This is a genomic window from Arthrobacter sp. FW305-BF8, assembly GCF_021789315.1.
Taxonomy (GTDB): domain Bacteria; phylum Actinomycetota; class Actinomycetes; order Actinomycetales; family Micrococcaceae; genus Arthrobacter.
The window spans coordinates 3,388,383-3,415,014 of sequence record NZ_CP084561.1 but is presented as its reverse complement, the minus strand read 5'-3'; the positions used below and the strand labels follow the sequence as shown (position 1 = coordinate 3,415,014).

The window sequence follows — 26,632 nt, the reverse complement described above, 5'->3', positions numbered from 1 at the left end:
AGCACGGGTTGATTCACCGGGCGCCGGATCCCACGAGAACGAAAAACAGCTTTCCCTGGGTTGACGCGCCCGCCAGGGCGACGGCCTGGGCGGGGGTGGCGGCCACGACCAGCAGCCCGTCCGAATCCCCGGCAGCAAGCCACTGGCCGCTTTGGCCTTCCTGACCGGAGGTCCACAGGACCGGCACGGACTTGGCGAGTACCTTCGAGGCTGAGGCCTGCTCATAGCCGTTGCCGCTTGTCAGGACCACGTTCACGAGTTGTCCGGGGGAAACCAGCTGGATGGATGACGGGTCTGCCATCCGCAGCGGCACCGCCGCGGACCCGGGCGGCGCTCCTGTCAGCAGGCCTGGACCCACCAACTGCGCATCGGTGAGGAGCTGTCCCTCGCGGAGCGGGGCTGCCAGCTGCTTGCCGTCCACGGCGGAGCCGTCAGCGAAAGTCCCGTCCGGCATCATGGCCGGCGGAACGCTGACAATCGTGACATCACTGCCGTTCAGGGTTGCCCCGGCCGGAAGATCACGGGCGGCTGCCAGGACGCTCACGGTCCGGGCAGGGGCAGGAGTCAGCTGGTGAACCGCGATGCCCGCAGCCGCACAGAGGAGCAATGCCACGGCAAGGCGCCGGTTACGGTTCAGCCATCCCGCAAGGCGCCTGCCGCGCGGACGCGGGCGTCCGGCGGAACCGGGCAATGCGTTGCGGCGCCCAGGACGTACGGCCGGGCGGGATGCCCTTGCGGGGAAAATTCCGGTAGCTGGCATGCCGCCACGCTACGGGCCCCGGTTGGCCGTCGACAGGCACCGGGAGCGGTATGTGGAAAAGCCACCCCGTAACGCTCAACGGATTGCCCTGCAATCGCGAACAGCCACTTGGGACCCGGAACCCGCGCAAAAGCAAAGGAGTCCGGCCGGGTACACCCGGCCGGACTCCTGTAGCTTGAAGGCGGCACGTGCCGCGGGAACTCGCCTAGCTCGCGGCTGCAGCTGCCGGGGCAGCGGACGATGCCGACGAGGAGGTGGCGGCCGGAGCGGCCGGTGCTGACGCAGCAGGGGAGGGTGAGACGGTGCTTCCCTTGGAATCGCGCGAATCAGTCCGGTAGAAGCCGGAGCCCTTGAAGACCACGCCGACGCTGTTGAACTTCTTGCGAAGCGTGCCCTGGCATTCGGGGCAGGACGTCAGAGTGCTGTCGGTAAAAGACTGCACGATGTCGAAGGCATGGCTGCAATCTTTGCAGGCATAGGCATACGTGGGCACTGTAGATCCTCCTCTTGGACAAACGACAGGTCCCGTGCTGCCTGGTTTCATTTGCCGGATTCTCCTTGACGGATCACCGCGGTGAAAATGACTCCATTAGCAGTCGCAGGGCCTGAGTGCCAATTCTATCACCCCGCCCCCGCGAGGTCACGCGAAGGCTATCAGCCCCGATGGCGTGAGCACTGCCTCGACGGGGCGGTCAAAGTCTTCAGCGGGGATGGTCTGTGCGGGCAGGAGCTCGGAGTCGTAGATGATGGCGGCCTTGGGAAGGTGCAGGCCGCCCGCGTTGGCTGCAGCCAGGAACTTGTCATAGTAGCCGCCGCCCTGCCCGATCCTGTTGCCGCTGCGGTCCACGGCCGTCGCGGGCATGAACATCCCGGCCGCGCTCCGCACCGTGTCCAGGCCGTGGCGCTCACCGGCCGGCTCCTGGATGGGCGCATACCGGCTGCGTACGAACTCGCTGTCCGGGGTCCAGAAGACCCAGCTGAGCTCGCGGTCAGGCTCGCAGACCGGGAGCAGGATACTGTGCCCGGCCTCATGCAGGGCGTGCAGCAGCGGCAGGGTCGGGGGTTCGAAATCGACGCCGAGGTAGGCGGTGAACGTGGCCGGGTTGCCCGCGGCGATAGCCTCGGCCCATGGCAGGCCATGGGACGCGATGCCGTCGCCGGCGTTGGATAGGTCCGCCGCCGTCATCGTGGCCCGGAGTTGCCGGTGCCGTGAGCGGATAACGTCCTTCGAAGGCATGGTCCCTGTTGGCATGGGTGTCTTCCTTTGTCGCAGCGGCAGGCGGCCGGGCCGCTGCCGGAAGCATTTACCGTATGAATGTTCCCTCGGATAGATTAGACCAGTGACTTCCACTAATTGTTCAGTCCGCAAGGCCGTAATCCCCGCTGCTGGGCTCGGCACCAGGTTCCTGCCGGCCACCAAGGCCATGCCCAAGGAGATGCTGCCGGTGGTTGACAAGCCGGCCATCCAGTACGTCGTCGAGGAGGCCGTCAAGGTCGGCCTGAGCGACGTCCTGATGATCACCGGCCGCAACAAGCGCGCGCTCGAGGACCACTTCGACCGTGTTCCGACGCTGGAGGCGACGCTGGAGGCCAAGGGCGACACCGCCAAGCTGGAGTCGATCCAGGCCGCGAGCAACCTGGGCGACATCCACTACGTCCGGCAGGGTGACCCCAAGGGCCTTGGCCACGCGGTGTTGCGTGCACGCCAGCATGTGGGCCATGAGCCGTTTGCCGTTCTCCTCGGCGACGACCTCATCGATGCCCGCGACGATCTCCTCAACATCATGATCGATGTGCAGGCGAAGACCGGCGGTTCGGTCGTGGCCCTCATCGAGGTGGAGCCGTCCCAGATCAGTGCCTATGGGTGCGCGGACATCTCCGAGATTAGCGGCGAAGGCTTCGTTAAAATCAACAAGCTGGTGGAGAAGCCGGACGTCGCCGACGCGCCCTCCAACCTGGCCGTCATCGGCCGCTACGTGCTCCACCCCGATGTCTTCGATGTGCTGGAAAAGACAGAACCCGGCCGCGGCGGCGAAATCCAGCTGACGGACGCGCTGCAGGAACTGGCCAGCAGGGACGGTGAAGGCGGCGGCGTGTATGGCGTGGTCTTCCGTGGCCGCCGTTACGACACGGGGGACAAGCTCAGCTACCTCAAGGCCTGTGTGGAGCTCGCCATCGACAGCGACGACCTCGGACCTGGCCTGCGTGACTGGCTTCCGCAGGTTGCTGCCCGTTTGTCCGAGTAACCTTTCATGAGGGTCAGCCACATCTGGCCGGTCACGCTGGAGTGCGGGGATATTGTCCTGCGGCCCATCAGGTACCGTGACCGGAAGGAATGGACCGAGGTCCGTTCGCGTAACAGCGACTGGCTGGCGCCATGGGAGGCCTCCAATCCGATCGCGGGCGGGGCCCTGCCCGATTACCGGCAGATGGTCAGGTCCCTGAACACTCAGGCGGCCCAGGCCACGGCGCTGCCGTTTGTGATCGCGGAGTGGACACCCGGGTTCCGTGACCCGGTCATCGTGGGGCAGTTGACCGTCTCCTCCATTGTGTGGGGATCCGCCCTGATGGCGACCCTCGGCTACTGGGTGGACCAGGGCCGGGCCGGACACGGGATCGCCCCGACAGCGGTGGCGATGGCAACCGACCATTGTTTCCGGACCCTTGGCCTGCACCGGATGGAAATCAACATCCGTCCGGAAAACGGCCCAAGCCTGCGCGTCGTGGAAAAGCTCGGCTTCAGGGACGAGGGCTACCGCCCGCGTTACCTGCACATCAACGGGGAATGGGCCGACCACCGCTCGTTCGCACTGACGTCAGAGGAAGTTCCCGAAGGACTCCTCAGCCGCTGGCTGCGGGTCCGGCCCGCCTGACCCGCAGACCGGCAGAGCCGCTGGTCAGGACCGGATTCCGCGCATAAGTCCATTGATTTGAAGCTCGGCCGCGACACACCGAGACGAATGCCACAAGAGCCCCATCATTCCTCATACGGTTTTGTGTGTGGACTTCCCCCTTAGCAGCTCAGTCATCCTTGTGGCTGCTGTTGCGCTCTGGATCGTTTGGGTCGCCCCTTACGTGCTCCGCAACGGCCGGCATCAGTTCCAGACTGCCGGTGACCTGACGCTGGAGAGCGTCGACGCCGAAACTGCAAACCCGCAAGCCGGGACGGTTGTGTATATGGCCGCCCAGCAGGAGAAACGCATGGACACCAGGAAGAGCAGCGAACCCGCAACAGGCCTTACCCCGGCTCCGTCCGGCAGCAGGCCTGCCGCCCTGGGGGCCGGCGCTTTCCGGATCCGGTACGGGCGGACGGCAATCGCGTTCGTTGGGTTGCTGTCCTTCCTGACGGCGATCATTGCCGGTCTCTTGCGTCTCTTCGGGATCGGCAACCCCTGGGTTCCGGTTGCGGCGCTCCTGACCGGTATTGCCGCCGTCGTGGTCTTGCGGCGGCTTGCCGTGCGCGACCGGCGCAGGAAAGTCAGCGCCGCCTTCAGGGCAGCCATGGGCTCGCCCTCCGACCGGACGCAGGACCAGGCGCCGGCCGCCGAGCGCCTTTCGGAAGCGGCACCCGCTTCGGAGCCCGAGAAGCCCCGCGAAAGCGCACTCTTCGATGCCGAGTTGGAAGCGCCGAAGCCCAAGCCCCTGACGGCAATCGAGCTTCGCGAGGCTGCACTGGCAGTTGCCCTTGCCGCCGGCGACGAAAGCGCCGCAGCCCCGGTGCAGGGCCCAACAGCTCCGCTTGAATCCAGCTGGGAGCCGGTGGAAGTTCCCAAGCCGACCTACGTCGAAGCGCCCAAAGCGGAGCGTCCGGCACCCGAGCCGCTGGCGCTGCCCGAGGCTCCGAAGTCCATGGGCAAGCCTTCACTCAAGCAGGGTCCGGCCGCCGCACCTCCTGTGGCCTCCCCGAATGCCGTGCCCGCCAAGCCGCTGACCAAGGCCCAGAGCGCGCTGAGCAACCTTGATGACGTCCTGCAGCGCCGGCGCGCATAGCCCGGCGTCCGTGCAGCACCAGGCGTCACAGTAATGGTCCGCATCTGCGTTGCCGGCGGCACGGGCGAGGCCGGCCGTGAAGTGGTGCGCCAGGCACTTAGCCAGGGTCACGCCGTCGCCGTCTTGACCAGGAACCCGCCGCTCCCGGGTGCCCGGGAGTATTACGACGGCGCCGCCTACTTCCGTGCGGACGTCACCACCGGAGAAGGGTTGCCGGAAGCGCTGGCGGGTGCCGACGTCGTCGTCGATTGCCTCGAAGCCCGGACCGGCAAGGCACTCAGGCACTATGCTGCCGGCGGCGCCCTGCTGCTGGGCGAAGCCGCGGCGGCTGGCGTGGCTCGGGCCGTGCAGCTTTCCATCGTCAACTGCGATCAGAGCACTCTCGCGTATTACCGGTCCAAGGCGGACAAGGAACGTGTGTACGCGAGGTCGCCGCTCGAAACCCACACGGTGCGGGCAACGCAGTTCCACAGCCTGGTGGCGGGGATTTTCGGTGCGGGTTCCCGCGTTGGCTTGGTGCCGGTGATCAAAGGTGCCCGGTTCCAGACGATCTCGCCGGCCGATGTGGCGTCGGCGCTGGTGGAAGCGGCACTGGGCCAGCCGTCAGGTGCTTCCCACTCGGTGCAGACGGTCGGAGGCCCGGAGGTGCTGGGCATGGACTGGCTGGCCGGTGCCTGGAAGCGGATAACCGGAGCCAGGGGCCTCGTGACCGAACTGCCGCTGCCCGGATCGACAGGCAAGTTTCTGCGGGAAGGAAAGAACCTGGCGCCCGAACAGCGTTACGGACACGCGACATTTGAGGCCTGGTTGGCAAACCGGCAGGAAAATTTGTAGCCTAGGGAAACCGGCGTTGAATTTCTCAGGAAAACGGCGCCACGGGGTTATAGCTCAGTTGGTAGAGCGCTTCGTTCGCATCGAAGAGGTCAGGGGTTCGAATCCCCTTAGCTCCACAGTGTGGTGAGTCGGGACATCCTTCACGGATGAGTCGAGTCATCGGTAACACCCCGGTCTTAGGACCGGGGTGTTTTTCTTTGTCTGGATTGGTAATCCCGGTCGGGGTCGATGGTGAGTTCCCGGATGATCTCTCCGGTGGCGGTGGCGGTGTCGCTGATGATGACGTCGGTGTCGTGGATGAGCATCAGGATGTGTTTCCCGGCGTGGGCGCGGCCGATGCCGATGTGGTGCAGGCGTCCTGCGTGGCGGAGGGTTAGTTTCCCGAACCGGTCCACGCGGTCGATGCGCTGGCGCCAGTGGTCCCCTTGCCTCGCTCCTACGGGTTCTGCTTTGGGGGTGGCGGTGTAGGCGGTGGCCGGCGTGCGTCGGTCCAGGGCGCGGTGCGGGCGTTCATGGTTGTAGATGTGCCGGAATTTGCCGAGCTGTTCGTTGAGGTCCTCGAGGGTGTGGGCGCGCGGCTGTCCGTCAAGCCATTTCTTCAGCGTCTGGTGGAACCGTTCGATTTTGCCCTGGGTCTGCGGGTGGCTTGGGGAGCCGTTCTTCTGCGTGATGCCCAGCGTGTGGAGTTGGTGTTCAAAAGCGTTCCGGCCTCCTTTGCCGCCGGCGAGCCGGGTCGTGTAGACCATGCCGTTGTCTGTCAGGGTCGAGGCCGGAAGGCCGTATTCGGCGGCAGCTGTGAGGAACGTGGTCACCACGGCGATGACGGTGACGGGCCGGTAGGCGGTGCATGCGAGCAGGTAGCGGGAATGGTCATCGAGGAAGTTCAAGATCTCTGTGTCGGTCCCGTCGGCCAGGGGCCAGTGGGTGAAGTCGGACTGCCAGGTCTCGTTGGGCTGGTGCGCTTCGAAACGGTGCAGGGAGGTCCTCGGGCGTTTCTTTGGCTCGGGAGTGATCAGGTGGGCCGCGTGGAGGATCCGGCGGATCGTGGACGTTGAGGGCGCGGGGAGGTTTTCGCGTTCGAGGTGCCAGGCGATCGTGACTGGACCGGCGTCGAGTCCGGCTGTCTGCAGTTCCTGGCGCAGGGCCAGGATACGTGCTGTGACTACGTCGTCAGTGCGGCGGGGATTGCTGAGAGGCCGTTTTGATCGGGGTTCGACGGCCGCGATGCCTCCTGTTGCTTCACGCCGCAGGAGCTCGTGCACCCAGCGGCGGCTGACACCATATCGGCGGGCTGCGTCAGCGACGCTCAGCCCTTGGTTCCGGACGGCGAGGACGATGACTTTTTGCTTCGACATGAATCATGCTCAGCCTGTACCGGGTATGAACTATGTCCCGACTCACCGGCGAAGCGTCAGCTGGGAACAATGTCCCGACTCATGTGAGAACTATGTCGTGAAACTACACACCCTTAGCTCCACAGTTACACCCTGGTCTTCGGACCGGGGTGTTTTGTTTTCCGTGAGGCCACCGAGGGAATCCGAGGCGGCAGCTCATGGGCCGGAAGGACCATGTGCTCTGGGCGGGAGGTGTCCGCGCCGCGACGCTTCACGGACCACCTGCCGGATGTTCGCGAACAGCACGGCCTTCACTGCTGTCATGTCAGGGCTATGGCCGTGCTTCAGTGCGCTCTCGAGACTGCCGCAATAGGATTCAAGGCGCCGCGCGCCGGCCATCCCGGAGCTGACCCTGAGGCTGATGATCGCCTCCAAAGTCGTCGCGGTATCACCGCGGGTAAGGCCCTTGAAAATCCTGGCTGCCCGCACGGGAAGCATCACCAGATACTCCTCCATAAACTTCTGCGCCGCATCCTCGCCGGCTTCGTCGCTGAGGTCCTGCAACGCCGCGTCATCCAGGACCGGAAGGTCCTGGCCCGCGTCCGGGTCCTCCGCCATGCAGCCACCTCATCCATTTGTCCACGCCGTCCTGTGATTCTCAATGAAATGGTCCCGGACGCGGCTCAAGAACCTGCCACCGTCGTCGCAGGTTCGGATCAAGAGTTGGCCAGTATCAATTCAGGAGCGGCATCCGGTTTCGCAGACAGCAAGCTCCAGGGCCCTTGGCCGCCTCAAGCAGCGCGGGGGCGGGGTTGTCTTGGTGACGCGAAAAGCGGCCACGTGCAGGAGGGGTGTCCTGTCCGTGGCCGCCAGATGAGTACGAGATGCGGGCTACTGGCCGCCGCAGAACCTGCTGTAGGTGCTGCCGGCCTGCTCGTAGCCGGTCTTCAGCTCGGTGAGCTTTGCTTCGTCCGGGGTTTCCTTAGCGGACTCGTCCGTGTATTCCAGGATGGCCTGCAGGGCGGGCCGCAGCTCGTCCGAGGACACTGCCTCGATGGGACGGATCTGGTTGGCCAGGCGGGTCATGCCGGTCTTGCCGACGGAGTTCGCGGGGTTCGAGACAACCGTCCGGATCCGGTCGCACGTCTGTGCGGTGGTGAGCTGCGGTGCGGCGCAGGCGGAAGCGGAGAGGACGAACCCGGCAGCAAGCAGGGCGGTGGTGAGTTTCTTCATGTTTCCCTCAGTAGTTGATGTCAATCGATTGTAAGCAGACGCAACCGGGTCAGGACGGACGGGTTACGGCTGTTGCTAGCAGCCGCGGGACTGCTCATCCGCCAACTGTTCGTCCGACTCGATCCGGCGAAGCGCGGAGAGCCGCTCGTCTATCCGTGACAGGACGGCGGCCAGGTCCACGGGAACGCTGTCCTCCGGCGCGCCAAAGGGATCGCCAAGCGGGGCAGGGGCGATGAGGAACGGAGTGATGTCCCGCTCGTGGAGGACGTCCAGCAAAACAAGGAACCGCTGCCAGTCGGCCGGGCCGGCCGCTGATTCCGCTGAAGGTGAAGGGATGCCGTCCACCACCCACGCGGGGAACGTTCCCGCCAGCAAGACATAGTCCGCCGCCGCCCGACCCCCGCTGCACAGCTCGGCGAAGCTGGCCCACAGGATGTCCGGGTCGGCGCCCTTGACGGGCAGCGGACCGGTGGGCAGTGCCAGGACGTCCCGCTGGGAAGCTGAGGGCCTGAACAGCCCGTAGGTGCCCAGCTGCCGTTCCGTGCCGGGCGTGATGACCAGGCCCTGGTCGAAACCTGCCACTAGAGCCAGCCCTTCCGCTTGAAGATGACATACATCAGCGCGGCGGTGGCGGCCATCAGCAGCATGGCCATGGGATAGCCGTAGGCCCAGTGCAGCTCCGGCATATGGTCAAAGTTCATGCCGTACACGCCGGCCACAAAGGACGGGGCGAAGAAGATGGCCGCCCAGGACGAGATCTTCTTTACCTGCTCGTTCTGCTGCGCGCTGGCCTCGTTCTGCCGGTTGGCGGTGAGCGTGCCGTCCAGGGTCAGCGCGTTTTGCAGGAGGTCACGGAAGGAGTCGGCCCGCGAAATCACCCGCTCCACGTGGTCCTCGACGTCCCGAAGGTTGTGCTGCAGCTCCGCGTCGGCAGCGAAGTCATCGAAACCCTCGTTGAGCTGCTGCATGATGGCCGGCAGCGGATGGATGGCCCGCTGGAACTGGATGACCTCGCGGGCGAGTTCATAGATGCGGCGGGACACCGCGGAGTCACCGGAGAAGAGCTGGTCCTCGATTTCGTCGATGTCGTTCTCCAGCCCGGCCACCACGGGAGCGTAATCATCCACCACCTGGTCCAGCAGGCCGTACAGTACTGCCGGCGGTCCGTGGCGGAGGAGATCCGGCCTGGACTCCAGGCGGCGGCGTACCTGTCCGACGCCGGACATCTCCGCATGGCGGACGGTCACCACGAAGTTCCTGCCAACGAAAATATGGAGCTCGCCGAATTCCACGGTTTCGGTGTCGTCGCGGTACCGGGCCGGCCGCAGAACAGTGAAGAGGTTGTCACCGTAGCGCTCCAGCTTCGGCCGCTGGTGGGCCGAGATGGCGTCCTCGACGGCCAGGTCGTGCAGCCCAAACTCCTCGGCGACGGCGGCCATCTCGGCTTTCGAGGGACGGTACAGGCCTATCCAGGCCATCCCGCCATGGCTCTCCAGCGTTTCAAACGTCTGTTCCAGGTTTTCGGGCTCCGCTGTGCGGACACCGTCGACATAGACGGCGTTGTCAATGATGGTCACAGTCTGCAGGTCTCCGTCTGTTGGGTCAGGACATCGCGCCGATGATCACTCCCGCTGCGGTCACAGCGAGGACATCATGGCCGGAGTCGATGAGCGTCACGGCAACAGGGCGTCCGGCGAAACCGTTGTGGATTACGTGGCCTCCCACCCGGAATACCACGGCCAGCACAAAAGCGAACCATCCGCCGGCCAGTGCGGTGTCGAGGCCAAGCTTGCTGATCAGCACTGCGAGGAGGATTGCTGTCAGGGCTGCGGCCGCCATCATGGGAACCCAGACCGCGGCGCCGCCCTCCGAGTTCCTAAGGTCCTCTTCCGTCTTGCGCACGGCCTCCATCCACCGGTTGCCGAGCACGGCGGGCAAATACCAGATGAAGCCGATGGCCATGCTCGCGGTGAAGGCAAGAAACACCGCGAGCCAGTTGACCTGAAAGAAGTAAGAGAGCCAATCCATCCTCGAATCCTATTCCGACTGAGCCCCGGCAGACTGCACGAGGCGGCTGATCAGCGGCTCGGTCCGGTACGGGATGTGCGTGTGGAGGGCCAGCACGGTTTCGGTGCGGATCACACCCTTAATGCGCAGGATCGAGCGGAGCGCGGCCTGGAGATTCTGAGTGTCCGTGGCCACCACCCGGCACCAGACGTCGCCCCGGCCGGAAATCTCGTGCACTTCCAGGACCTGGGGTATCAGCCGCAACGCGGCGATCACGCCGTCGAGCTCCCGGTGGGTCACTTCAATCGTCACGAAGGCGACGACGTCGTATCCCACCGCCTCAAGGTCGATCTCACGGCCGCCGTCGTGCAGGATGCCGGAGCGCAGCATCCGGCGCACGCGTGACTGGGCGGTGTTCCTCGCAATGCCGAGTTTTTCGCTCAGCTCGCCGATCTGGACGCGTGGGTCGCGGATCAGCTCGAGCAGGATCTTCAGATCCGTAGGGTCCAAGGTGTTCAAAACGTCACTCCGGTTCATGAATCCGGCCAAAGATTGATGGTTTTGCTCAATATTCGCACAGAATCACGTACCGGGTACGCACTCCTGCCGCATTCTTGAGGTACCAGGATTCAATCCGTGCGAGCAGCCCCCACAACGGGCAGGTTCGCCGGGCACATAGGCAAGGGCACGGGCATGACCGTCTTTAGTGAACTTCGAATGCGTCCGGCCACAGCTACCCGCTGGGGCTGGGATGCGTCTACCACCTCACGGCTGGCCATGGCCGGCGTCGTCATTTTCACGCTCCTGGTGGGAGCAAACCTGGCGACCCCTCTGTACCCGCTGCTGCAGGTGCGGCTCGGCATCAGTTCCCTTGGCATCACCGTCGCGTTCTCCGCTTATGTCCTGGCGCTGGTGGCAACGCTAATGCTCGCGGGACACTGGTCCGACCACATCGGGCGCCGGGCGGCACTCCTGCTTGCCGTGCTTACGGGCCTCGCCGGTGGCCTGCTCTTTGCGAACGCGGACAGTCTCGCCGGGCTGTGCGGCGGCCGGGCGCTGCAGGGCGTAGCCGTCGCACTGGCCACGGGGGCGAGCTCGGCAGCCCTGCGCGAGCTGCTGCCGGAGCGCCCGGAGTGGGCTTCCCGTTTCACGCTGCTGGCCTCGGCGGGGGGAGTGGCGGCCGGCCCCGCGATCGGCGGGATCCTTTCCCTCCTGCCCGGCGCCACCACCACGCCGTACCTCATCCATTCGCTCGTCCTGGCCGCCCTGTTGATCCCGCTGTACCTGCTGCGTGCCCGTCCCGCCATCAAACCTGCTGCCGGCCCCCGCCCGCTGAAGGCCTTGGCGCCGCGCCGGCCGACGGTGTCCCGGGAGGCCCGTGGTGCATTCTGGCTGGCGGCCGCCGTCGGCTTCCTCAGCTTTGCCGTTTTCGGCTTCTGCCTGTCTCTTGCGCCGAGTTACTTCGCGAAAATTCTCGGCACCGACTCGCGGCCACTGATCGGCCTGCTGGCCGGGCTCACCCTGGGCGCTTCCGCCCTGAGCCAGTTGGTCGCCGTCCGCAGCAGGTTCGCAGTGCCGGCGGGGCTGGCGGTGCTGAGCGGCGCCGTGGCGCTCCTCGCGGCGGCGGCTGCCGCCGGCAACCCGTGGCTGCTGGTTGCGGCGAGCGTGGCCGCAGGCGCCGGGCAGGGCGTCGCCTTCCGGACCGTCTTCAACGACGTGGCGGGCAAGGTGGAGGCGTCCCGGCATGCACAGATCGTCAGCACCGTTTATGTGATCACCTACCTCGGAAGTGCCGTGCCGGTGGTGGGACTGGGGCTCGCGACGGCATCGTACGGCCTCGACGCGGCCGTCGCCGCATTCGTGACTGCCTGCGCCTGTGCGGCGGGGCTGCTGGCCGCGATTACCTTGCGCCGTAGCCTCCGTCAGTAGCAGCGGGGGAGGCGCCGCCGTCGGACACGCGGAATGCAAAGAAACAGTTGCGAAGAATTGATTGCAAAATAACCGTTGCAAAGAAATCTTTGCAAGAGTAGCCTTGCCGTATGGCCAGTAAGCACAACACCGAAACCGCCGACGAGCAGGCGTTGCCGTACCCCGTCCGCAAGATGGACCCGGCCTCCCTCAAGGCCCTTGCGCATCCGTTGCGCGTCCAGATCCTGGAAATGCTGTCCCGGTACGGCGCACAGACGGCGTGCAGCCTCGGCGAGCTGCTCGGGGAGTCCAGCGGTTCCACGAGCTATCACCTGCGCCAGCTAGCCAAGCACGACTTCGTTCGGGAAGTGGAAGGAAAAGGCACGGCACGTGAGCGGTGGTGGGAGCGTCCGCGGGGCGCCATTGAGGTCTCGTCACCTGAGCTTGCAGGTTCTCCCGCCACCCAGGAAGCGTCGCGGCTGGTCAACCGGGAGTTCGAACACCGCCGGCAGGCCGTGCTGGCCGATTTCATGGCGCACGGGGCGGACACCCTGGACCGCGGGTGGCTGGAAGCGGCCATCGTCAGCACCGCCAACGTGCGAATGAACGAAGAGCAGCTGGCCGCCTACACGCGGGCGATGGACGCCTACTCCTACCGCCTCCTGGAGGAGGTCCGGGGTGAAGACGAGCAGGAAGGCGCCCGGCCGGTCCAGATCCACTTCAACGCCTTCCCCATCCTGGGTGTCCCGGCGTCCGCCGGCAGCCGCGGCCAGCGTAAGGCGCAGCCCGCGGAGCACAACACAGCCAAGTCGGAATCCATCAGCACACGACAGTCAATGAGCCCCGAAAGGAAAGAGCCATGAGTGCTCTATCGGTCAACCAGTCCGTCCCCGGTTACCGCCGTGCCTCCGTGCTGGAAGCCGTGGCCGTGCGTATCGGCGCCGGCCTGGTGGAATGGGCGGAGCGGCGCAGGGTAGTTCCGGAGGAAACCGTCCGGTTGCAGCGGGATGCTGCGCGGCGCCGGGATGAACTGAACCTTCTCCGCGGTGACATACTCGGCGCAGCCCACTCAGGCCTGCTGCTTTCGCGCCGCTAGGCAGCCTCGAGTTGTCCCGGTGCTGCTCAGTCCCGACGCGCTGTCCCGGTGCCTGTTCAGTCCCGGTGCGGGCTCAGTCCTGATCCGGCAGTGGCCCCTGGTTCCCTGGCATGTGCTCGAACACCAGCGTGGTTTCGGTGTGGCCCACCACAGGGTCCGTGGCGAGGTTGTCCAGAACCCAGTCCCGCAGGTCCTCGGTGGTGGCGACGGCGATGTGCAGCAGGTAGTCGACCGAGCCCGACGTGTGGAAGGTCGACAGCACGGCAGGTAGCTTGGGGACGCGGGAGGTGAACCGGTCGATCTGCTCCCGGTCGTGGGCGCGGAGACGGACGGCGATGAGGGCCTGCACCGATCGGCCAATCGCGGAAAGGCTCAGTTTCGCCTCAAACCCCTGGATGATGCCCCGGTCCGAGAGAGCGCGGGTGCGCATGAGGGCGGTGGAGGGGGCAATGCCCACCAGTTCAGCCAGTTGCTTGTTGGATATCCGGGCGTCGTCCACGAGGGCTGCCAGCAGCCGCTCGTCGATGGCGTCGAGGGGTTCGTGCCCCGCCGCCGGGCGAATATTCTTCGCGTTGCTGCTCACGGATCCTCCTGAAGTGGTCTCCGTTCATCTTAGCGGCGCGAATGTTGCCAAGACATTCACCTTCGGGCGGCACTCCCGAACATCTGCAGGTGTCCTGCCTTATCGGGCGGCGGATTATTCACGGATGCTGCAGGCTCGCCTTGTCCTGCCGCCGCTGCCGCCCTGAGGCGGGATGTACGACGGCGGTGATCACCGCCGTCGTACACCCGAGGGTGATGACGGCAGCAGCCAGCGCCTGCCAGCCGAGGGACTGGAACACCAGTCCTCCTGCCCAGCCCAGGATGCTGGAGCCGAGGTAGTACGCGAGGTTGTACAGTGACGCCGCCTGTGCCCGGCCTGTCTGGGCGATGGCTCCGGTCCAGCCCGCGCCGATGCTGTGGGCCGCGAAGAAGCCGCCGGTGAAGATGACGAGCCCGGCCAGTATCAGCGCCAGTACCTGGGTGAGGGTGAGGGCCAGGCCCGCCGCCATGACCGCAATGCCGGCCAGCAGCACCGTGCGCCGGCCGAAGCGCTGCGTCAGGGCGCCCGCCCAGCGCGAGGTCGCGGTGCCCGACAGGTAGGCCAGGAAGATGAGGCTGATGAGCGTGGTGGGAAGGCTGAACGGTTCGCCGGAGAGCCGGAACCCAAGATAGTTGTAGACGGCCACGAAGCCGCCCATCAGCAGGAAGGCCTGCACGTAAAGCGCCAGCAGCCTCGGGTTGGCCAGATGGCCGGACAGGGTCGTGGCCGCGCCCCGGAGGCCTCTGCCCCGGACCGGGCTGAAGCCGCGGGCCATGGGGATCAGGACCAGGAAGAGCACGGCGGCCACAGTGGCCAGGATGGAGACCGCGAGCGCGGCCGCGCGCCATCCCCATAATTCCCCGGCCGGCCCGGCGACGAGCCTTCCCGCCAAGCCGCCCAGTGCGGTGCCCGCAACGTAGCTGCCCGCGGCCACGGCGGCGTGTGCCCTGTCGATTTCCTCGTTGAGGTAGGCGATGGCGATGGCAGGAATGCCGCCCAGGGCCATTCCCTCCAGCATCCGGAGGCCCAGCAGGACGGGGAAGGACGTGGCCAGCGGCACCAGCAGGCCCAGCGCCGTCGCCAGGCAGATTCCCCAGGTCATGGCCTTCACCCTGCCGATCCGGTCAGCGAGGAACGACCAGGGAATGACGGTGACGGCGAGGCCGACCGTTGCCAGCGAAATGGTCAGCGCGGCTTCAGCCGCCGTCACCCTAAGCTCGGCGGCCATCACGGGGAGCACAGCCTGGGTGGAATAGAGCTGGGCGAAGGTGGCCACGCCGGCGAACGCGAGGCCGGCCAGGATCCTGCCGTAGGCCTGTGACCCCTTGGGGTGCCCGTTCCACTCCAGGTTTCCGGGGGCGCGCTTGCGGGACGTTGGCATGCCTTCAGGGTAGATCTATGCTGACTTAGTATCCAATGCATGGTTCGTCAGTAATTCATGCTCTAGCGGGATTGAATGACGGAGGAAAACAGTGGACATCGAGCACAGGCAGCTGGTGCAGCTCCTGCCGATTCTGCCGCTGCTGGCGGAACTTGGGCGGACCCAGCACATCACCGAAACCGCCGAGCTGCTCGGCGTTCCGCAGTCGACGGTGAGCCGGGCCCTGGCACGCGCCAGCGCCGTGGTGGGAACCGAGCTGCTGGCCAGGGACGGCAGGGGAGTCCGGCTGACACCTGCCGCCACGACGCTGCTGCCCTATGTGGAAGCGGCGCTCGCCGAGTTCCGTGCCGGTCTGGACCTTGTCCGGCACGAATCGGAAGTGGTGCGCGGCCGGGTCGCCGTGACCTTCCAGCACACGTTCGGCGAGGCGACGCTGCCCCTGCTTATCAGCGCATTCCGGAGCCGCTACCCGCAGACAGAGTTCGATCTCCGGCAGGGCTCCCGCGACAGCTGCCTCGCAGAACTCGCCTCCGGCGCCGCCGATCTCGCCCTGACCGCACCCGTGGCGCCAGCCAGCAGGGCCATCGGCTCTGCGGCGCTGTACCGGGAGCCGCTGCGGCTCGTGGTGCACCACCGGCACCCGCTGGCGGACCGGAAATCGGTGGCCATGGGCGACATCCGGAAAGATCCGTTCGTGGCTCTCGGATCCGGCTACGGGCTGCGCTCCCTTACGGATGCCCTGTTCAGGGAGGCAGGCTTCAGGCCGCGGATTGCTTTTGAAAGCCAGGATTCACACACCGCGCGTGGTCTGGTGTCCGCCGGGCTGGGTGTCAGCATCCTCCCTCCGGAAGGAGGCAGCGGGCCGGGCCTCGGCGTCACGGCGGACACCGGCGACCTTGGCTGGGTCGAAATTGCGCTGGAATCGGAACTGGCATACCGCGAGATCGGCCTGGCCTGGAGGCAGCGCCGCAGCGTACGGGAGAGCGAACCCGACGCCGTCCGGCTCTTCCGGGAACTGGTGCTGGAGGAGGGGCCACGGCTTCTGGCGGGGCTGGTCCGGGCCCGCTCAGGCGCCTGACCGGCCTTTCCCTCGTGCCGGGGGCCTGCACCCGCGCCGGGGCCTAACCGGGTGCATAGGCCTAACCGGGCGCCGGGCGTTAACCGTCCAGGAGCGCGCCCACGGCCTCGGCCACCGGTCCCGTCCTGGCCGAGCGCCACCCCTTGCCTGCCCAAAGGTTCAGCCGATCCTGGTCACCTGCCGCGGCTGCCGCCGCGCGGATTGGAGCGGTCAGATGGTGGATGGCAGGGTAGCCCTCGGGGGCGTCCCCGTGGTCGCGGACAAAGTCATTGACCAGCGCCCTGGCATAACGGCCGGTGAACGCGCGGGTGGGTGTTGTCTCGGTGAAACGGCGATCGCCAAGGGCGTCCTTGTGCAACTGCCGCGCACCGCTTTCGTCCGTCCGCAGCAGCGCCGTTCCCACCTGCGCGGCCACCGCCCCGGCGGCAATGACCGATCTGACAGCGGCGGCGTCGGACACGGCGCCGGCGGCGATCAGCGGCAGGTCGACGGCGGCCGCCACCTCCCGGATCAGGTCAGCGGTCGACGGCGGCATGCCGCCAGTTCGCGTCGCAGCCAGGAACGCGCCGGAGTGGGCGCCCGCGCTGCTGTGCTGGACGACGAGGGCGTCGACCCCGCGGTCCGCTGCCAGCCCGGCCTCGGCACGGCTGGTGACCGTGGCGATGACCGTCGACCCCGCCTTCCGAAGCGCCTCGACAACGTCGGAACCGGGCAAACCGAAGGCGAAGCTGACCAGTTCAGCCGGGTCCCGCAGCAGGAGGTCGATCTTCGCCTGCCAGGCGTCGTCGTCGTCAAGCACCAGGGGCGGCACGGCCACGCCGTAGCGGCTGGCGTCCTGGCTAAGGCTGCTGCGGTAATCCTCCAGTCTTGCCACGGCGTCGGGCGAGGGGTTCAGCTGGGCATGGTCAGGCACAAAAACGTTGACGCCGAACCGGACGCCGGCGTCCCGGCAGGCGCGGATCTCCGCACTGACCGCATCCGCACTCTTATACCCCGCGGCGAGAAAGCCCAGTCCTCCGGCGTGATGGACGGCCTGGACGAAGCCCGGCGTGGACGTCCCGCCTGCCATGGGCGCTGCAATGATGCGGGAATCAATCTCGGCGTGGGGCATGGCCGGCTCCTTCGGGCTAATCAGTAATCTGTTCAGGTGACTAACTCTGACAACCTATCCGGTGCGGCCCCTGCTTCGTCCAGCGCAGGCGCGTCCAATGCAGTCCCGTCCAATGCAGTCCCGTCCAATGCTGTTCCGCCCAGCACAGTCCCGGCCGGCGAAGTCCCGGCCGGCGCCGCCGGTTCCAGCATGGGTGGCGCCAACGTCGTGATCGGCCTCGACATCGGCGGCACCAAGACGCGGGGAGTCCGCTTCGAGCACGGGGAACCGGTGGCTGACGAGAGCGTGGGAAGCGCCAACGTCCAGAACGTCAGCGGTGCGGAAGCCGCGGCACACCTTGCGGAGCTTTTCGCCAAAATCGGCCAGGGGCCGGTGGCCCAGGTCTACGCCGGCGCCGGCGGGATCGACACCGATGAGGATGCCGCCGCCCTGGCCGCCCTCATCGAGCCGCACGCCCCGGGGGCCCGGATTACCGTGGTCCACGACTCCCGGCTCCTGCTCGCGGCCGGCGGCGCCAGCACCGGCGTTGCAGTCATCGCGGGCACCGGCTCGGCGGCCTGGGGCACGAACGGGGACGGGGCCGAGGCGCGGGCCGGCGGCTGGGGCTACCTCTTGGGCGACGAAGGCAGCGGTTACTGGCTGGGCCGCGAGGCGGTCCGGCACAGCCTGCGGCGCATGAATCAGGGGCAGGAACCGGACGAGCTGACACGTGCGCTCCTGGACTCCTGCCGCACCGATGACCCGAACAAGCTGATCGCGCTGTTCCACTCCCCGGAGACCGGTCGCCGGTTCTGGGCGCAGCAGGCCCGGCTGGTGGTGGAGGCGGCCGACGCCGGCCACAGCGTCAGCCGCGACCTGATCGACCAGGCGGGCAAGGACCTGGCGGAGATGGCCGCCCAGGTTTTGCAGCAGCTCGGGCTGGACGGGCCTGTCATCCTGGGCAGCGGCCTGGGCATGAACGTGGTCCGGCTGCAGGAGTCGTTCCGGAAGCACCTGGCCGCAGCAGGAGTCAGCGACGTGCGGATCCTCGAGCAGGACCCCGTTTTCGGTGTCCCGCTGCTGGTCCGCGACCAGCCCTGACCGCGACCAGCCCTGATACCGGGCGCTGATACCGGGCGCTGACACCGGGCCCTAGGAACGGGTCCGCGGCCTGAGCTTCACTCCGGGCAAGGGCGGCGCGGGGATCCTGCCTGCCTCGCGCCCCGCATCGGGCCCGTGGCCGCGGACCAGCCCGAAGCGGGCACTTTTCGCGGCCGTGTCGGAAAGCTCTGCCTGGGCCTCCCAGTCCGCCCGTGCCTGGGCCACCTCCTCATGGGTCCGGCCCACGAAGTTCCACCACATCAGCAGCTCCTCTTGGAGCGGCTCACCGCCGATCAGTACGAACCGGGTCTCCGGCAGGGCGTCCACGGACAGGACTTCGCGCCCGGCCCCCAGGTAGCCCAGCGGCCCCGGGCCGATCTCCTGCCCGTCCACCGTCAGGCCGCCGTCGAGCACCAGGACGGCGTGCTCGAACGCCGGGTCCAGCGGGAAGGAGGCGGCACCGCCGCAGCTGATGTCGGCACCGACGATCGGCGTGTACATCGTGGCCGGCGAGGAAGCGCCGCCGAAGGTTCCCACCATCACCGTTGCGGTGAAGCCCGGGCCCTGAACCGTGGGCAGTTCGCGGTGCTGCTCGAAGGCCGGGGGCCTGTCCCGCTCCGCGTCCGGCAATGCGACCCACAGCTGCAGCCCGCGCTGCAGCGGAAGCCCTGCACCGCCGTCGGCCGTTTCCGGCAGCACGGCAAACTCGGAGTGCGAGACGCCGTGGCCCGCGGTCATGATGTTCAGCTCGCCGGGGCGGACAATGACGTCGCTGCCCACGCTGTCCCGGTGCCTGATCTGCCCGGCCAGCGGCCACGTCACGGTCTGCAGCCCGGTATGCGGGTGCGGCAGCACGGACATCGCTTTCCGGTCGGGGCCGAAACTGTCCAGGAAGCACCAGGCACCCACCGTCGGCAGGCCGCGCTGTGGCAGGGTTCGGAGCACCGACATCGCGCGGACCCCGCCCAGCGGCACCTCGCGTGCCGGCCACAGCTGCAGGCACGGCCCGCCTCCCGTTCCTGTGTCCGGGCCGGCGGGCGGGCAGGTTTCCTCCTGCGGGAGAAGCTCCAAATTCGTCACAGTCCCACTCTAGGACGGCTGCCTGCACGCGGACAGCGCAGGGCTACGCTGGAGCCATGACCGTTCTCTTCGACACCCGCCCTGCCGCCTACGCGGTCATCATCCGCGACGGCGCCATCCTCCTGGCGTACTGGAAGCAGGACGGCAAGGAAGGCTGGACGCTGCCCGGTGGCGGGTTGGACCTGGCCGAGCACCCCGTGGACGGCTGCATCCGTGAGGTCTTCGAGGAGACGGGCTATCACGCCGAAATCGGTGAGATGCTCGGGATCGACGTCGGGCACTGGCCGGCTGATTCGCGGCTGGACGGAGCGGACCGGGACTTCCAGGCGCTCCGCCTGGTCTATGAGGCGAGGGTGACGGGCGGGGAGCTCACCCACGAGACGAACGGCACCACCACACATGCCGCGTGGATTCCGCTGCAGGACGTCGGTTCGCTGAACAGGGTGTCCCTGGTTGACGCCGCCCTTCGGCTGTTCTCGGAGCGGCCGGTCAACGGCAAGCTGGGTTCACTGGACTGAGCCTGTTGGACTGATTTGCCTGCCGCCGCCCGATTGCCCTAGCCAGCCGGCGCCGCGCTGGCTATTCTGGGGGAGTCCCCGGACCTTCTGTCCGGCGGCAGCCAGTCCGGCATGAACTTCGTACGGGGGAGGTGGACCTGATGATTGCAGATTTTGTGCGCGCCCCGCGCCTTCTCGACAACACCTTCATCACTCCTGCCCCCGCTGCTGCCCACTCGTAGCCAGCCCAGCGCGCCCAGCACACTGATCACGGCGCACTGCTTGCCGGCCGGCGGCATTTCGGGGCCAACCCGAGGTTTCCAGTGAAAAATTCTTCCGGCACTCGTGCCAACCAGCTTCAAACCCAAACGCATAACCCAAACCCTTTTCTCAACACTGAGCTCGTCAATCCTGAGCCCCTGCCCGGCCCCAGCCAGTATGGTTTCACGGAGGCCATGGCGCAGCACTTCGCGGCCCATCCGGCCAGCGGGGCCGAGGCTGCCGCCCGCGTCGTCCGGGTGGACCGGAACCGGATCGTCGCAGCCACGGCCGACGGGCTGGTGCACCTGCCGTATCCGCCCGGTACCGTGCCGGCCACCGGCGACTGGGTCTGGCTCGGCCGCAACCGGGCTGCCGAACCGGCCGTCGTCGGGGTGCTTCCGCGCACGTCCGAGCTCAGCCGCAAACGTGCCTTCGACCCGTCCACGGAGGCGCAGGTCCTCGCCGCGAACATCGACATGGTGGGCGTGGTGGTTCCCGTCGACCGTCCGCTGAGCCACAACAGGCTCGAACGGACCCTGGTGGCCGTCTGGGATTCCGGCGCCACCCCGCTGGTGATCATCACGAAGGCGGACCTGGCAGACATCGCGGACGACGTCGTCGGGAAGGTGGTCCTGCAAGCCGCCGGCGTGGACGTGGTGACCACCTCCGCAGAGCAAGGCGACGGCATCGACGACCTGCTCGCCAGGGTGCAGCCGGGGTGGACGCTCGCCGTGCTTGGCCCCTCCGGCGCCGGGAAGTCCACCCTCATCAACGCACTCGTGGGGCACCACGTCCAGTCGACCGGGGATGTGCGGGCCACCGACGGCAGGGGGCGGCACACCACGACGTCGCGGGAGCTGGTGCCGCTGCCCAATGGCGCCGTGCTGATGGACACTCCCGGAGTCCGCGGCTTCGGCCTGTTCGACGCCGAGGACGGCATGGAGGAAATGTTCGGCGACCTGCAGGTGCTCTTCGAGCAGTGCCGCTTCTCCGACTGCGCCCATGACCGGGAACCCGGGTGCGCCGTCCGCGCGGCACTCGACGACGGATCCCTCGAGGAGAGACGGTGGGCCAGCTACCTCAAGCTCCAGCGCGAGCTCGCCGCCCTGGAACGGCGTCACGACGCAGCGGCGAGAAGGGCGTACCAGCGGGAGTGGCACCAGAAGGTGGTGGTGGCCGGGCGGAGCCAGCGGGCCGCCGAACGCTACCGCCATTCCTAGACCGGAGTTTTTGTCCGGATAATGGCTCGAAAAGCGCACGGAGCGCCCATTATCTGGACAAAAACTCCACCACCCATCCGGGCGGGGGAGGGCACCGAATCAATCGTGTTTATCTCCGAATGATTACGGTATCCGTGCCTGCGGCGGTTTTGCTTCGGGCGCTGGTTACGCTGGGTAAAGGTGCGCTTTACAGCCAAAAACAGCGTGCTTATGATCAATTCGCTTTACCGTCCGATGTTGCCGCCCAACAGTTAGGTAAGCCGGGTATGGCCGAAGCCATGATCGAGTTCCAGAGCGTCACCAAGCAGTACCAGAGCGGGCAACCGGCCGTGGACCAGCTGAGCATGTCCATTGACCGTGGCTCCATCACGGTGTTCGTCGGACCATCAGGCTGCGGCAAGACCACCTCCCTGCGCATGATCAACAGGATGGTGGAGCCCACGTCCGGGACCATCACGGTCGGCGGGCGCGACGTCACCTCCGTGCCGGCGGCCGAACTCCGGCGATCCATGGGTTACGTCATGCAGTCCTCAGGCCTGATGCCGCACCGCTCCGTCGTGGACAACATCGCCACCGTGCCCCGGCTTAACGGCGTGCCAAAAGCCGACGCCCGCAAACGCGCGGAAGAACTGCTCGACGTCGTGGGGCTGGCCCCCTCGCTGGGCAAGCGCTACCCGTCGCAGCTTTCGGGCGGCCAGCAGCAGCGCGTTGGCGTGGCCCGGGCGCTCGCTGCCGACCCGCCCGTCCTGCTGATGGACGAGCCCTTCAGCGCCGTGGATCCCGTGGTCCGTGACGAACTCCAGCAGGAACTCCTGCGCCTGCAGCGGGACCTGGCCAAGACCATCGTCTTTGTCACCCACGACATCGATGAGGCCACCGTGCTGGGGGACAAGGTGGCAGTCTTCGCCGTCGGCGGCAAGCTGGCGCAGTACGCCACGCCCGAGGAGATCCTGCGGGCACCGGCCAACGAGTTCGTGGCTTCCTTTGTGGGCAGGGACCGAGGGTTCCGCCACCTCGCCTTCACCACGGCCGACGGCGTCGCGGTCCACCCCGTTGACACGGTCACCCGGGGCGGGGATGCCAGGGCCAACGCAGACGACTGGCGCCTGGTGGTGGATGACCAGCAGCGCCCGCTGGGCTGGGAAGGCCCCGGCCTCGACTCCCAGCTCATCCCCGGAGGCTCCCTGTTCCGGCCGGGCGACACCCTCCGGCGGGCCCTGGACGCGGCGCTGTCCTCGCCCTCGGGGCTCGGCGTGGCGGTCGACGGCGACGGCAAGGTTGCCGGCGTCGTCAAGGGCGCGGAGGTTCTGGCCGTCATCGAGTCCGCACGCCAGGTCCGGCAGGGCGCCCTCTGATGGAGTGGTTCCTGGCGAACAGCCCCATGGTCTTTGAACGGGCCGGCCAGCACCTGGTCCTGGCCCTGGTTCCGATGGTCCTGGGCCTGCTGATTTCCATCCCGCTGGCACAGTTCTCGAGGCGGCACAGCGCGCTGCGGCAGCTCGTGGCCACCGTGAGCTCCCTGCTCTACACCATCCCGTCCCTGGCGCTTTTCATCATTCTCCCGCCGCTGCTGGGGACGCGGATCCTCGACCCGCTGAACGTCATCGTCGCCCTGACCATCTACGCCGTGGCGCTGCTGGTGCGGGCTGCCATGGACGCCTTCGATTCCGTCGATGACGACCTCCGGCAGGCGGCTGTGGCCATGGGCTACAAGCCGGCCGCCCGGTTCCTGCAGATCGACCTGCCGCTGTCCCTGCCCGTGATGTTCGCAGGCCTCCGCGTGGTGTCGGTGAGCAACATTTCGCTGGTGAGCGTCGCCGCCCTGCTGGGCGTGGGAAACCTCGGGATGCTGTTCACGGACGGACTGCAGCGGAACTTCGTCACCGAAGTGGTGGTGGGCATCATCGCCATCCTGCTGCTGGCAGTGGTGATGGACGCGCTGCTGGTAATCCTGGAACGCGTCCTCACGCCGTGGACCAGGGCCGGCTCCGTAAAGACGGACGCGCACGCCCGGTCCGGCGCTGAGTTCATTGCCGATGCCAAAGTCCACGCTGGGGCGGGCTCATGAACATCTTCACCGAAACGTTCGCCTGGCTCGCCGATCCCTTGCATTGGTCCGGTCCGGGCGGGATACCCGTCCGCCTGCTCGAACACCTGCAGTACAGCTTCCTGGTCCTGATCATCGCCGCCGCCATCGCCGTCCCGGTGGGCCTCTACATCGGCCACACCGGCAGGGGCCGCGTCGTGGCCGTGGCCGTGGCCGGCGCCCTCCGCGCGCTGCCAACGCTCGGGCTCCTGGTGCTGTTCGCCCTCGTCGCCGGCAGCGGCCTCATGCCGCCGGTGTGGGCCCTGGTCATCCTTACGGTGCCGCCGCTGCTGGCCGGCACCTACGCCGGCATTTCCAGCGTGGATTCAAACGTGGTGGACGCCGCCCGAGCCATGGGCATGAAAGAGCTGCAGGTCCTGTTCGGCGTGGAGGTTCCCAACGGGCTACTGGTGATGTTCGGCGGCATCCGCACCGCCGTGCTGCAGGTGATCGCCACTGTGTCGGTGGTGGCCTACCTTCCGCTCGGCGGCCTGGGACGCTACCTGTTCGACGGGCTGGTGCTCCAGGACTTCCCGCGGATGCTGGCAGGTTCGCTCCTCATAGCGGCACTGGCGATCGTCGTCGACCTTGTCCTGGCCGCCGTGCAGCGGCTGGTCGTTTCACCGGGACTTTCCGCACGTTCCAGCGGTGGCCGCAAGGCCGCCACCGATCTCTCGGCTGCCGCGCCCGCGGCCGCCGCTGTTCAAGGAGGCACCGCATGAAGCACCCCGTCCGCACGACTCTTACCCGCCGTGGCCTGGGCGGCCTCGCCGCCGGTGTCGGCGTCGCCCTCGCCCTGTCCGCCTGCAGCAGCGGCAATCCGCTGTCGTCCCCCTCCACGAGTGCTACCGGGGGCGCCACCTCCGGCGGTTCCCTCGTCGTCGGCTCCGCGGACTTCCCGGAGAGCCAGATCATCGCCGAGATCTACGCCGGTGCCCTGACCGCGGCCGGAGTCACCGCCACCACCAAGCCCAACATCGGCTCGCGGGAGATCTACTTCAAGGCCGTCCAGGACGGATCGGTGGATGTGGTTCCCGATTACTCCGGCAACCTCCTGTCCCACGTCGACGCGCAGGCCGCCGAGGTCACCCCGGAGGACATCGTCAAGGCTTTGCCCGGCAAGCTGCCGAAGGGACTCGCCGTGCTGGAGCCGTCCAAGGCCGAGGACAAGGACGCCATGGTGGTCACCAAGGCCACCGCCGAAAAGTATCAGCTGAAGTCGATCGAGGACCTGGCCAAGGTCTGCAAGGACCTGACCATGGCCGCGCCGGCCACGTTTGAAACCCGGTCCTACGGCTTCCCGGGGCTCAAGAAGAATTACGGCTGCGAACTCAAGGCGCTGAAGCCCTTTAGCGACGGCGGCGGCAACCTGACCCTGCAGGCACTCCTGAGCGATGAGGTCCAGGTGGCCGACATCTTCACCACCACGCCGTCCATCGCCGACAACGACCTCGTTGTGCTGGAGGACCCGAAGAACAACTTCAAGGCCCAGCAGGTGCTGCCGCTCTACAACGACGCCAAGGTGACGGACAAAGCCAAGGAGGCGCTCAACAATGTCTCCAAAACCCTCACCACTGAGGACCTGATCAACCTCAACCGTGCGGTGAGCGGAAGCCAGAAGCAGAACGCCAAGGACGCGGCCGCTGCGTGGCTCAAGGACAAGGGCATCGTCAAGTAGGCCCGGTGGCTCACTAGGAAAGTACGACGGCGGCTGCCGGTTCCGCGGGGACCGGCAGCCGCCGTCGGCGTTATGTGGGGGGCGGATGGCGGCGCAGTCCGGTCAACACCGTGTGAGGCACGTCTCCCCGGAAGTACATCCCGCTTGTGGCATATTTGATGAATGGCAGAATTCAAGCAGTCCACCAAGCTTCATAATGTCCTTTACGACATCCGTGGACCGATTCTTCAGGCCGCCCAGCAGATGGAGGCAGAGGGTCACCGCATCCTCAAACTGAACATCGGCAACCCCGCACCCTTCGGGTTTGAAGCGCCGGACGCGATCCTGGTGGACATGATCCGCCACCTGCCCCACGCCCAGGGATACAGCGATTCACGCGGCATCTTCTCCGCCCGCACCGCCGTCTCGCAGTACTACCAGACACGCGGCATCCAGAGCATCCACGTGGACGACATCTACCTCGGCAACGGCGTCAGCGAACTCATCACCATGTCACTGATGGCCCTGCTCGAAGAGGGCGACGAGATCCTGATCCCCACCCCGGACTACCCGCTGTGGACCGCCTCGGTGGCGCTGGCCGGCGGCCGTCCGGTGCACTACCTCTGCGACGAGGAGTCCGGCTGGCAGCCTGACCTGGAGGACCTCGAGGCCAAAATTACGCCCCGGACAAAGGGCATCGTGGTCATCAACCCGAACAACCCCACCGGCGCCGTGTACCCGGAAAGCACGCTGCGCAAGATTGTTGCCCTGGCTGAAAAGCACGGGCTGGTCATCTTTGCCGATGAGATCTACGAAAAGATCCTCTACGAGGACGCCGTGCACGTAAACATGGCCGGGCTCACGGGCGACGACGTGCTGTGCCTGACCTTCAGCGGACTGTCCAAGGCCTACCGCGTCTGCGGCTACCGGGCAGGATGGATGGCCATCTCCGGGCCCAAGAAGGAGGCCGCGGACTACCTCGAAGGCATCAACCTGCTGGCCAACATGCGGCTCTGCGCCAACGTTCCGGCCCAGCATGCCATCCAGACTGCCCTGGGCGGGTACCAGAGCATCAACGACCTCATCCTGCCCGGCGGCCGGCTGCTGGAACAGCGCAACAAGGCGTACGACATGCTCAACGCGATCCCCGGCGTCAGCACCCAGCAGGCACGGGGCGCCCTGTACCTGTTCCCCAAGCTGGACCCGGAGGTCTACAGCATCCGGGACGACGAAAAGTTTGTGCTGGACCTGCTCAAGGAACAGAAGATCCTGGTCTCCCACGGCCGGGCGTTCAACTGGGTCCGGCCCGACCACTTCCGGATGGTGACCCTGCCGAACGTGAAGGACATCGAGGAAGCAATTGGCCGGATGGGAGACTTCCTCAGCAGGTATCAGGGGAACTAGCCTTTACCCACACTCAACCGTGGAAAGAGGAC

Annotated in this window: 30 protein-coding genes and 1 tRNA gene; 17 read left to right on the top strand and 14 right to left on the bottom strand. The window is 66.9% G+C overall.

Translation table 11 applies throughout. The features are described from left to right. Positions 1 to 13 precede the first annotated feature (13 nt). The 3 genes from cpaB to LFT45_RS15365 form a co-directional block, all read right to left on the bottom strand. Complete coding sequence (gene cpaB, locus LFT45_RS15375; protein WP_336885578.1) at positions 14 to 613, bottom strand: Flp pilus assembly protein CpaB; 600 nt, start codon at positions 611 to 613, stop codon at positions 14 to 16. Positions 614 to 965: 352 nt separating this feature from the next. Further along, positions 966 to 1,253, bottom strand: a complete 288-nt coding sequence (locus LFT45_RS15370) for an FmdB family zinc ribbon protein (protein ID WP_102973764.1) — start codon at positions 1,251 to 1,253, stop codon at positions 966 to 968. Between the two features lie 147 nt (positions 1,254 to 1,400). Next, a complete protein-coding gene (locus LFT45_RS15365; RefSeq protein WP_236804367.1) occupies positions 1,401 to 2,012 on the bottom strand; it encodes a 5-formyltetrahydrofolate cyclo-ligase in 612 nt (203 codons plus the stop codon). 88 nt (positions 2,013 to 2,100) lie between these two features. Between LFT45_RS15365 and galU the strand changes: the two genes are divergently transcribed. The 5 genes from galU to LFT45_RS15340 all read left to right on the top strand — a co-directional run bounded on the left by galU (position 2,101) and on the right by LFT45_RS15340 (position 5,700). Beyond that, positions 2,101 to 3,006 carry a UTP--glucose-1-phosphate uridylyltransferase GalU gene (galU, locus tag LFT45_RS15360; protein ID WP_236804365.1) on the top strand — a complete coding sequence of 302 codons (906 nt, stop codon included), beginning with the start codon at positions 2,101 to 2,103 and terminating at the stop codon, positions 3,004 to 3,006. Positions 3,007 to 3,012: 6 nt separating this feature from the next. Next, complete coding sequence (locus LFT45_RS15355; protein WP_236804363.1) at positions 3,013 to 3,633, top strand: GNAT family N-acetyltransferase; 621 nt, start codon at positions 3,013 to 3,015, stop codon at positions 3,631 to 3,633. Positions 3,634 to 3,760: 127 nt separating this feature from the next. After that, positions 3,761 to 4,750 carry a hypothetical protein gene (locus LFT45_RS15350; protein ID WP_236804361.1) on the top strand — a complete coding sequence of 330 codons (990 nt, stop codon included), beginning with the start codon at positions 3,761 to 3,763 and terminating at the stop codon, positions 4,748 to 4,750. A gap of 33 nt (positions 4,751 to 4,783) precedes the next feature. After that, positions 4,784 to 5,584 carry an SDR family oxidoreductase gene (locus LFT45_RS15345; RefSeq protein WP_236804359.1) on the top strand — a complete coding sequence of 267 codons (801 nt, stop codon included), beginning with the start codon at positions 4,784 to 4,786 and terminating at the stop codon, positions 5,582 to 5,584. Between the two features lie 43 nt (positions 5,585 to 5,627). Further along, a tRNA-Ala gene (locus tag LFT45_RS15340) sits at positions 5,628 to 5,700 on the top strand. 60 nt (positions 5,701 to 5,760) lie between these two features. Here the strand turns inward: LFT45_RS15340 and LFT45_RS15335 are convergent. The 7 genes from LFT45_RS15335 to LFT45_RS15305 form a co-directional block, all read right to left on the bottom strand. Continuing rightward, positions 5,761 to 6,939, bottom strand: a complete 1,179-nt coding sequence (locus LFT45_RS15335; protein ID WP_236804357.1) for an IS481 family transposase — start codon at positions 6,937 to 6,939, stop codon at positions 5,761 to 5,763. 195 nt (positions 6,940 to 7,134) lie between these two features. Continuing rightward, positions 7,135 to 7,536: a hypothetical protein gene (locus LFT45_RS15330; protein ID WP_236804355.1), complete on the bottom strand. Its 402-nt coding sequence runs from the start codon at positions 7,534 to 7,536 to the stop codon at positions 7,135 to 7,137. A gap of 273 nt (positions 7,537 to 7,809) precedes the next feature. Beyond that, positions 7,810 to 8,151 (bottom strand): hypothetical protein, encoded by a 342-nt coding sequence (locus tag LFT45_RS15325; RefSeq protein WP_236804354.1) that lies wholly within the window; start codon positions 8,149 to 8,151, stop codon positions 7,810 to 7,812. A 75-nt stretch (positions 8,152 to 8,226) separates the two neighbouring features. Further along, positions 8,227 to 8,733: an AFG1/ZapE family ATPase gene (gene zapE, locus LFT45_RS15320; protein ID WP_236804352.1), complete on the bottom strand. Its 507-nt coding sequence runs from the start codon at positions 8,731 to 8,733 to the stop codon at positions 8,227 to 8,229. Then, positions 8,733 to 9,728, bottom strand: coding sequence for a magnesium/cobalt transporter CorA (gene corA / locus LFT45_RS15315; protein WP_236804350.1), 996 nt, complete (start codon positions 9,726 to 9,728; stop codon positions 8,733 to 8,735). Before corA ends, zapE begins: the two co-directional genes overlap by 1 nt. A 25-nt stretch (positions 9,729 to 9,753) precedes the next feature. Next, positions 9,754 to 10,179, bottom strand: coding sequence for a DUF1761 domain-containing protein (locus LFT45_RS15310; RefSeq protein ID WP_236804348.1), 426 nt, complete (start codon positions 10,177 to 10,179; stop codon positions 9,754 to 9,756). 9 nt (positions 10,180 to 10,188) lie between these two features. Then, on the bottom strand, positions 10,189 to 10,695 hold the full coding sequence (locus LFT45_RS15305; protein ID WP_236804347.1) for an Lrp/AsnC family transcriptional regulator: 507 nt from the start codon (positions 10,693 to 10,695) through the stop codon (positions 10,189 to 10,191). A 156-nt stretch (positions 10,696 to 10,851) separates the two neighbouring features. On the opposite strand from LFT45_RS15305, the gene LFT45_RS15300 reads away from it, so the two are divergent. The 3 genes from LFT45_RS15300 (at position 10,852) to LFT45_RS15290 (ending at position 13,162) form a co-directional block, all read left to right on the top strand. After that, positions 10,852 to 12,087, top strand: a complete 1,236-nt coding sequence (locus LFT45_RS15300; RefSeq protein ID WP_236804345.1) for an MFS transporter — start codon at positions 10,852 to 10,854, stop codon at positions 12,085 to 12,087. Positions 12,088 to 12,197: 110 nt separating this feature from the next. Beyond that, positions 12,198 to 12,929 carry an ArsR/SmtB family transcription factor gene (locus LFT45_RS15295; RefSeq protein ID WP_236804343.1) on the top strand — a complete coding sequence of 244 codons (732 nt, stop codon included), beginning with the start codon at positions 12,198 to 12,200 and terminating at the stop codon, positions 12,927 to 12,929. Next, positions 12,926 to 13,162: a 2-nitropropane dioxygenase gene (locus tag LFT45_RS15290; RefSeq protein WP_236804341.1), complete on the top strand. Its 237-nt coding sequence runs from the start codon at positions 12,926 to 12,928 to the stop codon at positions 13,160 to 13,162. The genes LFT45_RS15295 and LFT45_RS15290 overlap by 4 nt, the downstream gene beginning before the upstream one ends. Positions 13,163 to 13,235: 73 nt before the next feature. On the opposite strand, the gene LFT45_RS15285 is transcribed toward LFT45_RS15290, so the two are convergent. Both LFT45_RS15285 and LFT45_RS15280 read right to left on the bottom strand, forming a co-directional pair. Then, positions 13,236 to 13,745, bottom strand: a complete 510-nt coding sequence (locus LFT45_RS15285) for an Lrp/AsnC family transcriptional regulator (RefSeq protein WP_236804340.1) — start codon at positions 13,743 to 13,745, stop codon at positions 13,236 to 13,238. A gap of 118 nt (positions 13,746 to 13,863) precedes the next feature. Beyond that, positions 13,864 to 15,126 carry an MFS transporter gene (locus tag LFT45_RS15280; protein ID WP_236804338.1) on the bottom strand — a complete coding sequence of 421 codons (1,263 nt, stop codon included), beginning with the start codon at positions 15,124 to 15,126 and terminating at the stop codon, positions 13,864 to 13,866. A gap of 91 nt (positions 15,127 to 15,217) precedes the next feature. Between LFT45_RS15280 and LFT45_RS15275 the strand changes: the two genes are divergently transcribed. After that, complete coding sequence (locus tag LFT45_RS15275; RefSeq protein WP_236804336.1) at positions 15,218 to 16,204, top strand: LysR family transcriptional regulator; 987 nt, start codon at positions 15,218 to 15,220, stop codon at positions 16,202 to 16,204. 79 nt (positions 16,205 to 16,283) lie between these two features. Here LFT45_RS15275 and LFT45_RS15270 read toward each other — a convergent pair whose 3' ends face one another. Beyond that, complete coding sequence (locus LFT45_RS15270; protein WP_236804334.1) at positions 16,284 to 17,315, bottom strand: nitronate monooxygenase; 1,032 nt, start codon at positions 17,313 to 17,315, stop codon at positions 16,284 to 16,286. A gap of 36 nt (positions 17,316 to 17,351) precedes the next feature. Between LFT45_RS15270 and LFT45_RS15265 the strand changes: the two genes are divergently transcribed. Next, positions 17,352 to 18,395, top strand: coding sequence for an N-acetylglucosamine kinase (locus LFT45_RS15265; protein WP_442863563.1), 1,044 nt, complete (start codon positions 17,352 to 17,354; stop codon positions 18,393 to 18,395). Positions 18,396 to 18,446: 51 nt separating this feature from the next. On the opposite strand, the gene LFT45_RS15260 is transcribed toward LFT45_RS15265, so the two are convergent. Further along, positions 18,447 to 19,475, bottom strand: coding sequence for a pirin family protein (locus LFT45_RS15260; RefSeq protein WP_236804332.1), 1,029 nt, complete (start codon positions 19,473 to 19,475; stop codon positions 18,447 to 18,449). 56 nt (positions 19,476 to 19,531) lie between these two features. On the opposite strand from LFT45_RS15260, the gene LFT45_RS15255 reads away from it, so the two are divergent. The 7 genes from LFT45_RS15255 to LFT45_RS15225 all read left to right on the top strand — a co-directional run bounded on the left by LFT45_RS15255 (position 19,532) and on the right by LFT45_RS15225 (position 26,600). Next, positions 19,532 to 19,993: an NUDIX hydrolase gene (locus LFT45_RS15255; RefSeq protein WP_236804330.1), complete on the top strand. Its 462-nt coding sequence runs from the start codon at positions 19,532 to 19,534 to the stop codon at positions 19,991 to 19,993. Positions 19,994 to 20,427: 434 nt separating this feature from the next. Continuing rightward, entirely contained in the window at positions 20,428 to 21,453 is a 1,026-nt protein-coding gene (gene rsgA, locus LFT45_RS15250) for a ribosome small subunit-dependent GTPase A (protein WP_236804328.1), read from the top strand. Positions 21,454 to 21,719: 266 nt separating this feature from the next. Continuing rightward, entirely contained in the window at positions 21,720 to 22,808 is a 1,089-nt protein-coding gene (locus LFT45_RS15245) for an ABC transporter ATP-binding protein (RefSeq protein ID WP_272912719.1), read from the top strand. Beyond that, positions 22,808 to 23,521, top strand: coding sequence for an ABC transporter permease (locus tag LFT45_RS15240; RefSeq protein ID WP_236804326.1), 714 nt, complete (start codon positions 22,808 to 22,810; stop codon positions 23,519 to 23,521). Before LFT45_RS15245 ends, LFT45_RS15240 begins: the two co-directional genes overlap by 1 nt. Further along, on the top strand, positions 23,518 to 24,261 hold the full coding sequence (locus tag LFT45_RS15235) for an ABC transporter permease (protein WP_236804325.1): 744 nt from the start codon (positions 23,518 to 23,520) through the stop codon (positions 24,259 to 24,261). The genes LFT45_RS15240 and LFT45_RS15235 overlap by 4 nt, the downstream gene beginning before the upstream one ends. Beyond that, a complete protein-coding gene (locus LFT45_RS15230) occupies positions 24,258 to 25,217 on the top strand; it encodes an ABC transporter substrate-binding protein (protein ID WP_236804323.1) in 960 nt (319 codons plus the stop codon). Before LFT45_RS15235 ends, LFT45_RS15230 begins: the two co-directional genes overlap by 4 nt. A gap of 162 nt (positions 25,218 to 25,379) precedes the next feature. Further along, complete coding sequence (locus tag LFT45_RS15225) at positions 25,380 to 26,600, top strand: pyridoxal phosphate-dependent aminotransferase (RefSeq protein WP_111905289.1); 1,221 nt, start codon at positions 25,380 to 25,382, stop codon at positions 26,598 to 26,600. The last annotated feature ends 32 nt before the right edge of the window (positions 26,601 to 26,632 follow it).

Excerpts from the sequence above, each read along its gene's own strand:
- LFT45_RS15365 (WP_236804367.1), bottom strand. The coding sequence starts at position 2,012 with ATGCCAACAGGGACCATGCCTTCGAAGGACGTTATCCGCTCACGGCAC.
- LFT45_RS15355 (WP_236804363.1), top strand. The coding sequence starts at position 3,013 with ATGAGGGTCAGCCACATCTGGCCGGTCACGCTGGAGTGCGGGGATATT.
- LFT45_RS15345 (WP_236804359.1), top strand. The coding sequence starts at position 4,784 with ATGGTCCGCATCTGCGTTGCCGGCGGCACGGGCGAGGCCGGCCGTGAA.
- LFT45_RS15335 (WP_236804357.1), bottom strand. The coding sequence starts at position 6,939 with ATGTCGAAGCAAAAAGTCATCGTCCTCGCCGTCCGGAACCAAGGGCTG.
- LFT45_RS15330 (WP_236804355.1), bottom strand. The coding sequence starts at position 7,536 with ATGGCGGAGGACCCGGACGCGGGCCAGGACCTTCCGGTCCTGGATGAC.
- LFT45_RS15325 (WP_236804354.1), bottom strand. The coding sequence starts at position 8,151 with ATGAAGAAACTCACCACCGCCCTGCTTGCTGCCGGGTTCGTCCTCTCC.
- LFT45_RS15310 (WP_236804348.1), bottom strand. The coding sequence starts at position 10,179 with ATGGATTGGCTCTCTTACTTCTTTCAGGTCAACTGGCTCGCGGTGTTT.
- LFT45_RS15305 (WP_236804347.1), bottom strand. The coding sequence starts at position 10,695 with ATGAACCGGAGTGACGTTTTGAACACCTTGGACCCTACGGATCTGAAG.
- LFT45_RS15300 (WP_236804345.1), top strand. The coding sequence starts at position 10,852 with ATGACCGTCTTTAGTGAACTTCGAATGCGTCCGGCCACAGCTACCCGC.
- LFT45_RS15295 (WP_236804343.1), top strand. The coding sequence starts at position 12,198 with ATGGCCAGTAAGCACAACACCGAAACCGCCGACGAGCAGGCGTTGCCG.
- LFT45_RS15290 (WP_236804341.1), top strand. The coding sequence starts at position 12,926 with ATGAGTGCTCTATCGGTCAACCAGTCCGTCCCCGGTTACCGCCGTGCC.
- LFT45_RS15280 (WP_236804338.1), bottom strand. The coding sequence starts at position 15,126 with ATGCCAACGTCCCGCAAGCGCGCCCCCGGAAACCTGGAGTGGAACGGG.
- LFT45_RS15270 (WP_236804334.1), bottom strand. The coding sequence starts at position 17,315 with ATGCCCCACGCCGAGATTGATTCCCGCATCATTGCAGCGCCCATGGCA.
- LFT45_RS15255 (WP_236804330.1), top strand. The coding sequence starts at position 19,532 with ATGACCGTTCTCTTCGACACCCGCCCTGCCGCCTACGCGGTCATCATC.
- rsgA (WP_236804328.1), top strand. The coding sequence starts at position 20,428 with ATGGCGCAGCACTTCGCGGCCCATCCGGCCAGCGGGGCCGAGGCTGCC.
- LFT45_RS15245 (WP_272912719.1), top strand. The coding sequence starts at position 21,720 with ATGGCCGAAGCCATGATCGAGTTCCAGAGCGTCACCAAGCAGTACCAG.
- LFT45_RS15240 (WP_236804326.1), top strand. The coding sequence starts at position 22,808 with ATGGAGTGGTTCCTGGCGAACAGCCCCATGGTCTTTGAACGGGCCGGC.
- LFT45_RS15235 (WP_236804325.1), top strand. The coding sequence starts at position 23,518 with ATGAACATCTTCACCGAAACGTTCGCCTGGCTCGCCGATCCCTTGCAT.
- LFT45_RS15230 (WP_236804323.1), top strand. The coding sequence starts at position 24,258 with ATGAAGCACCCCGTCCGCACGACTCTTACCCGCCGTGGCCTGGGCGGC.
- LFT45_RS15225 (WP_111905289.1), top strand. The coding sequence starts at position 25,380 with ATGGCAGAATTCAAGCAGTCCACCAAGCTTCATAATGTCCTTTACGAC.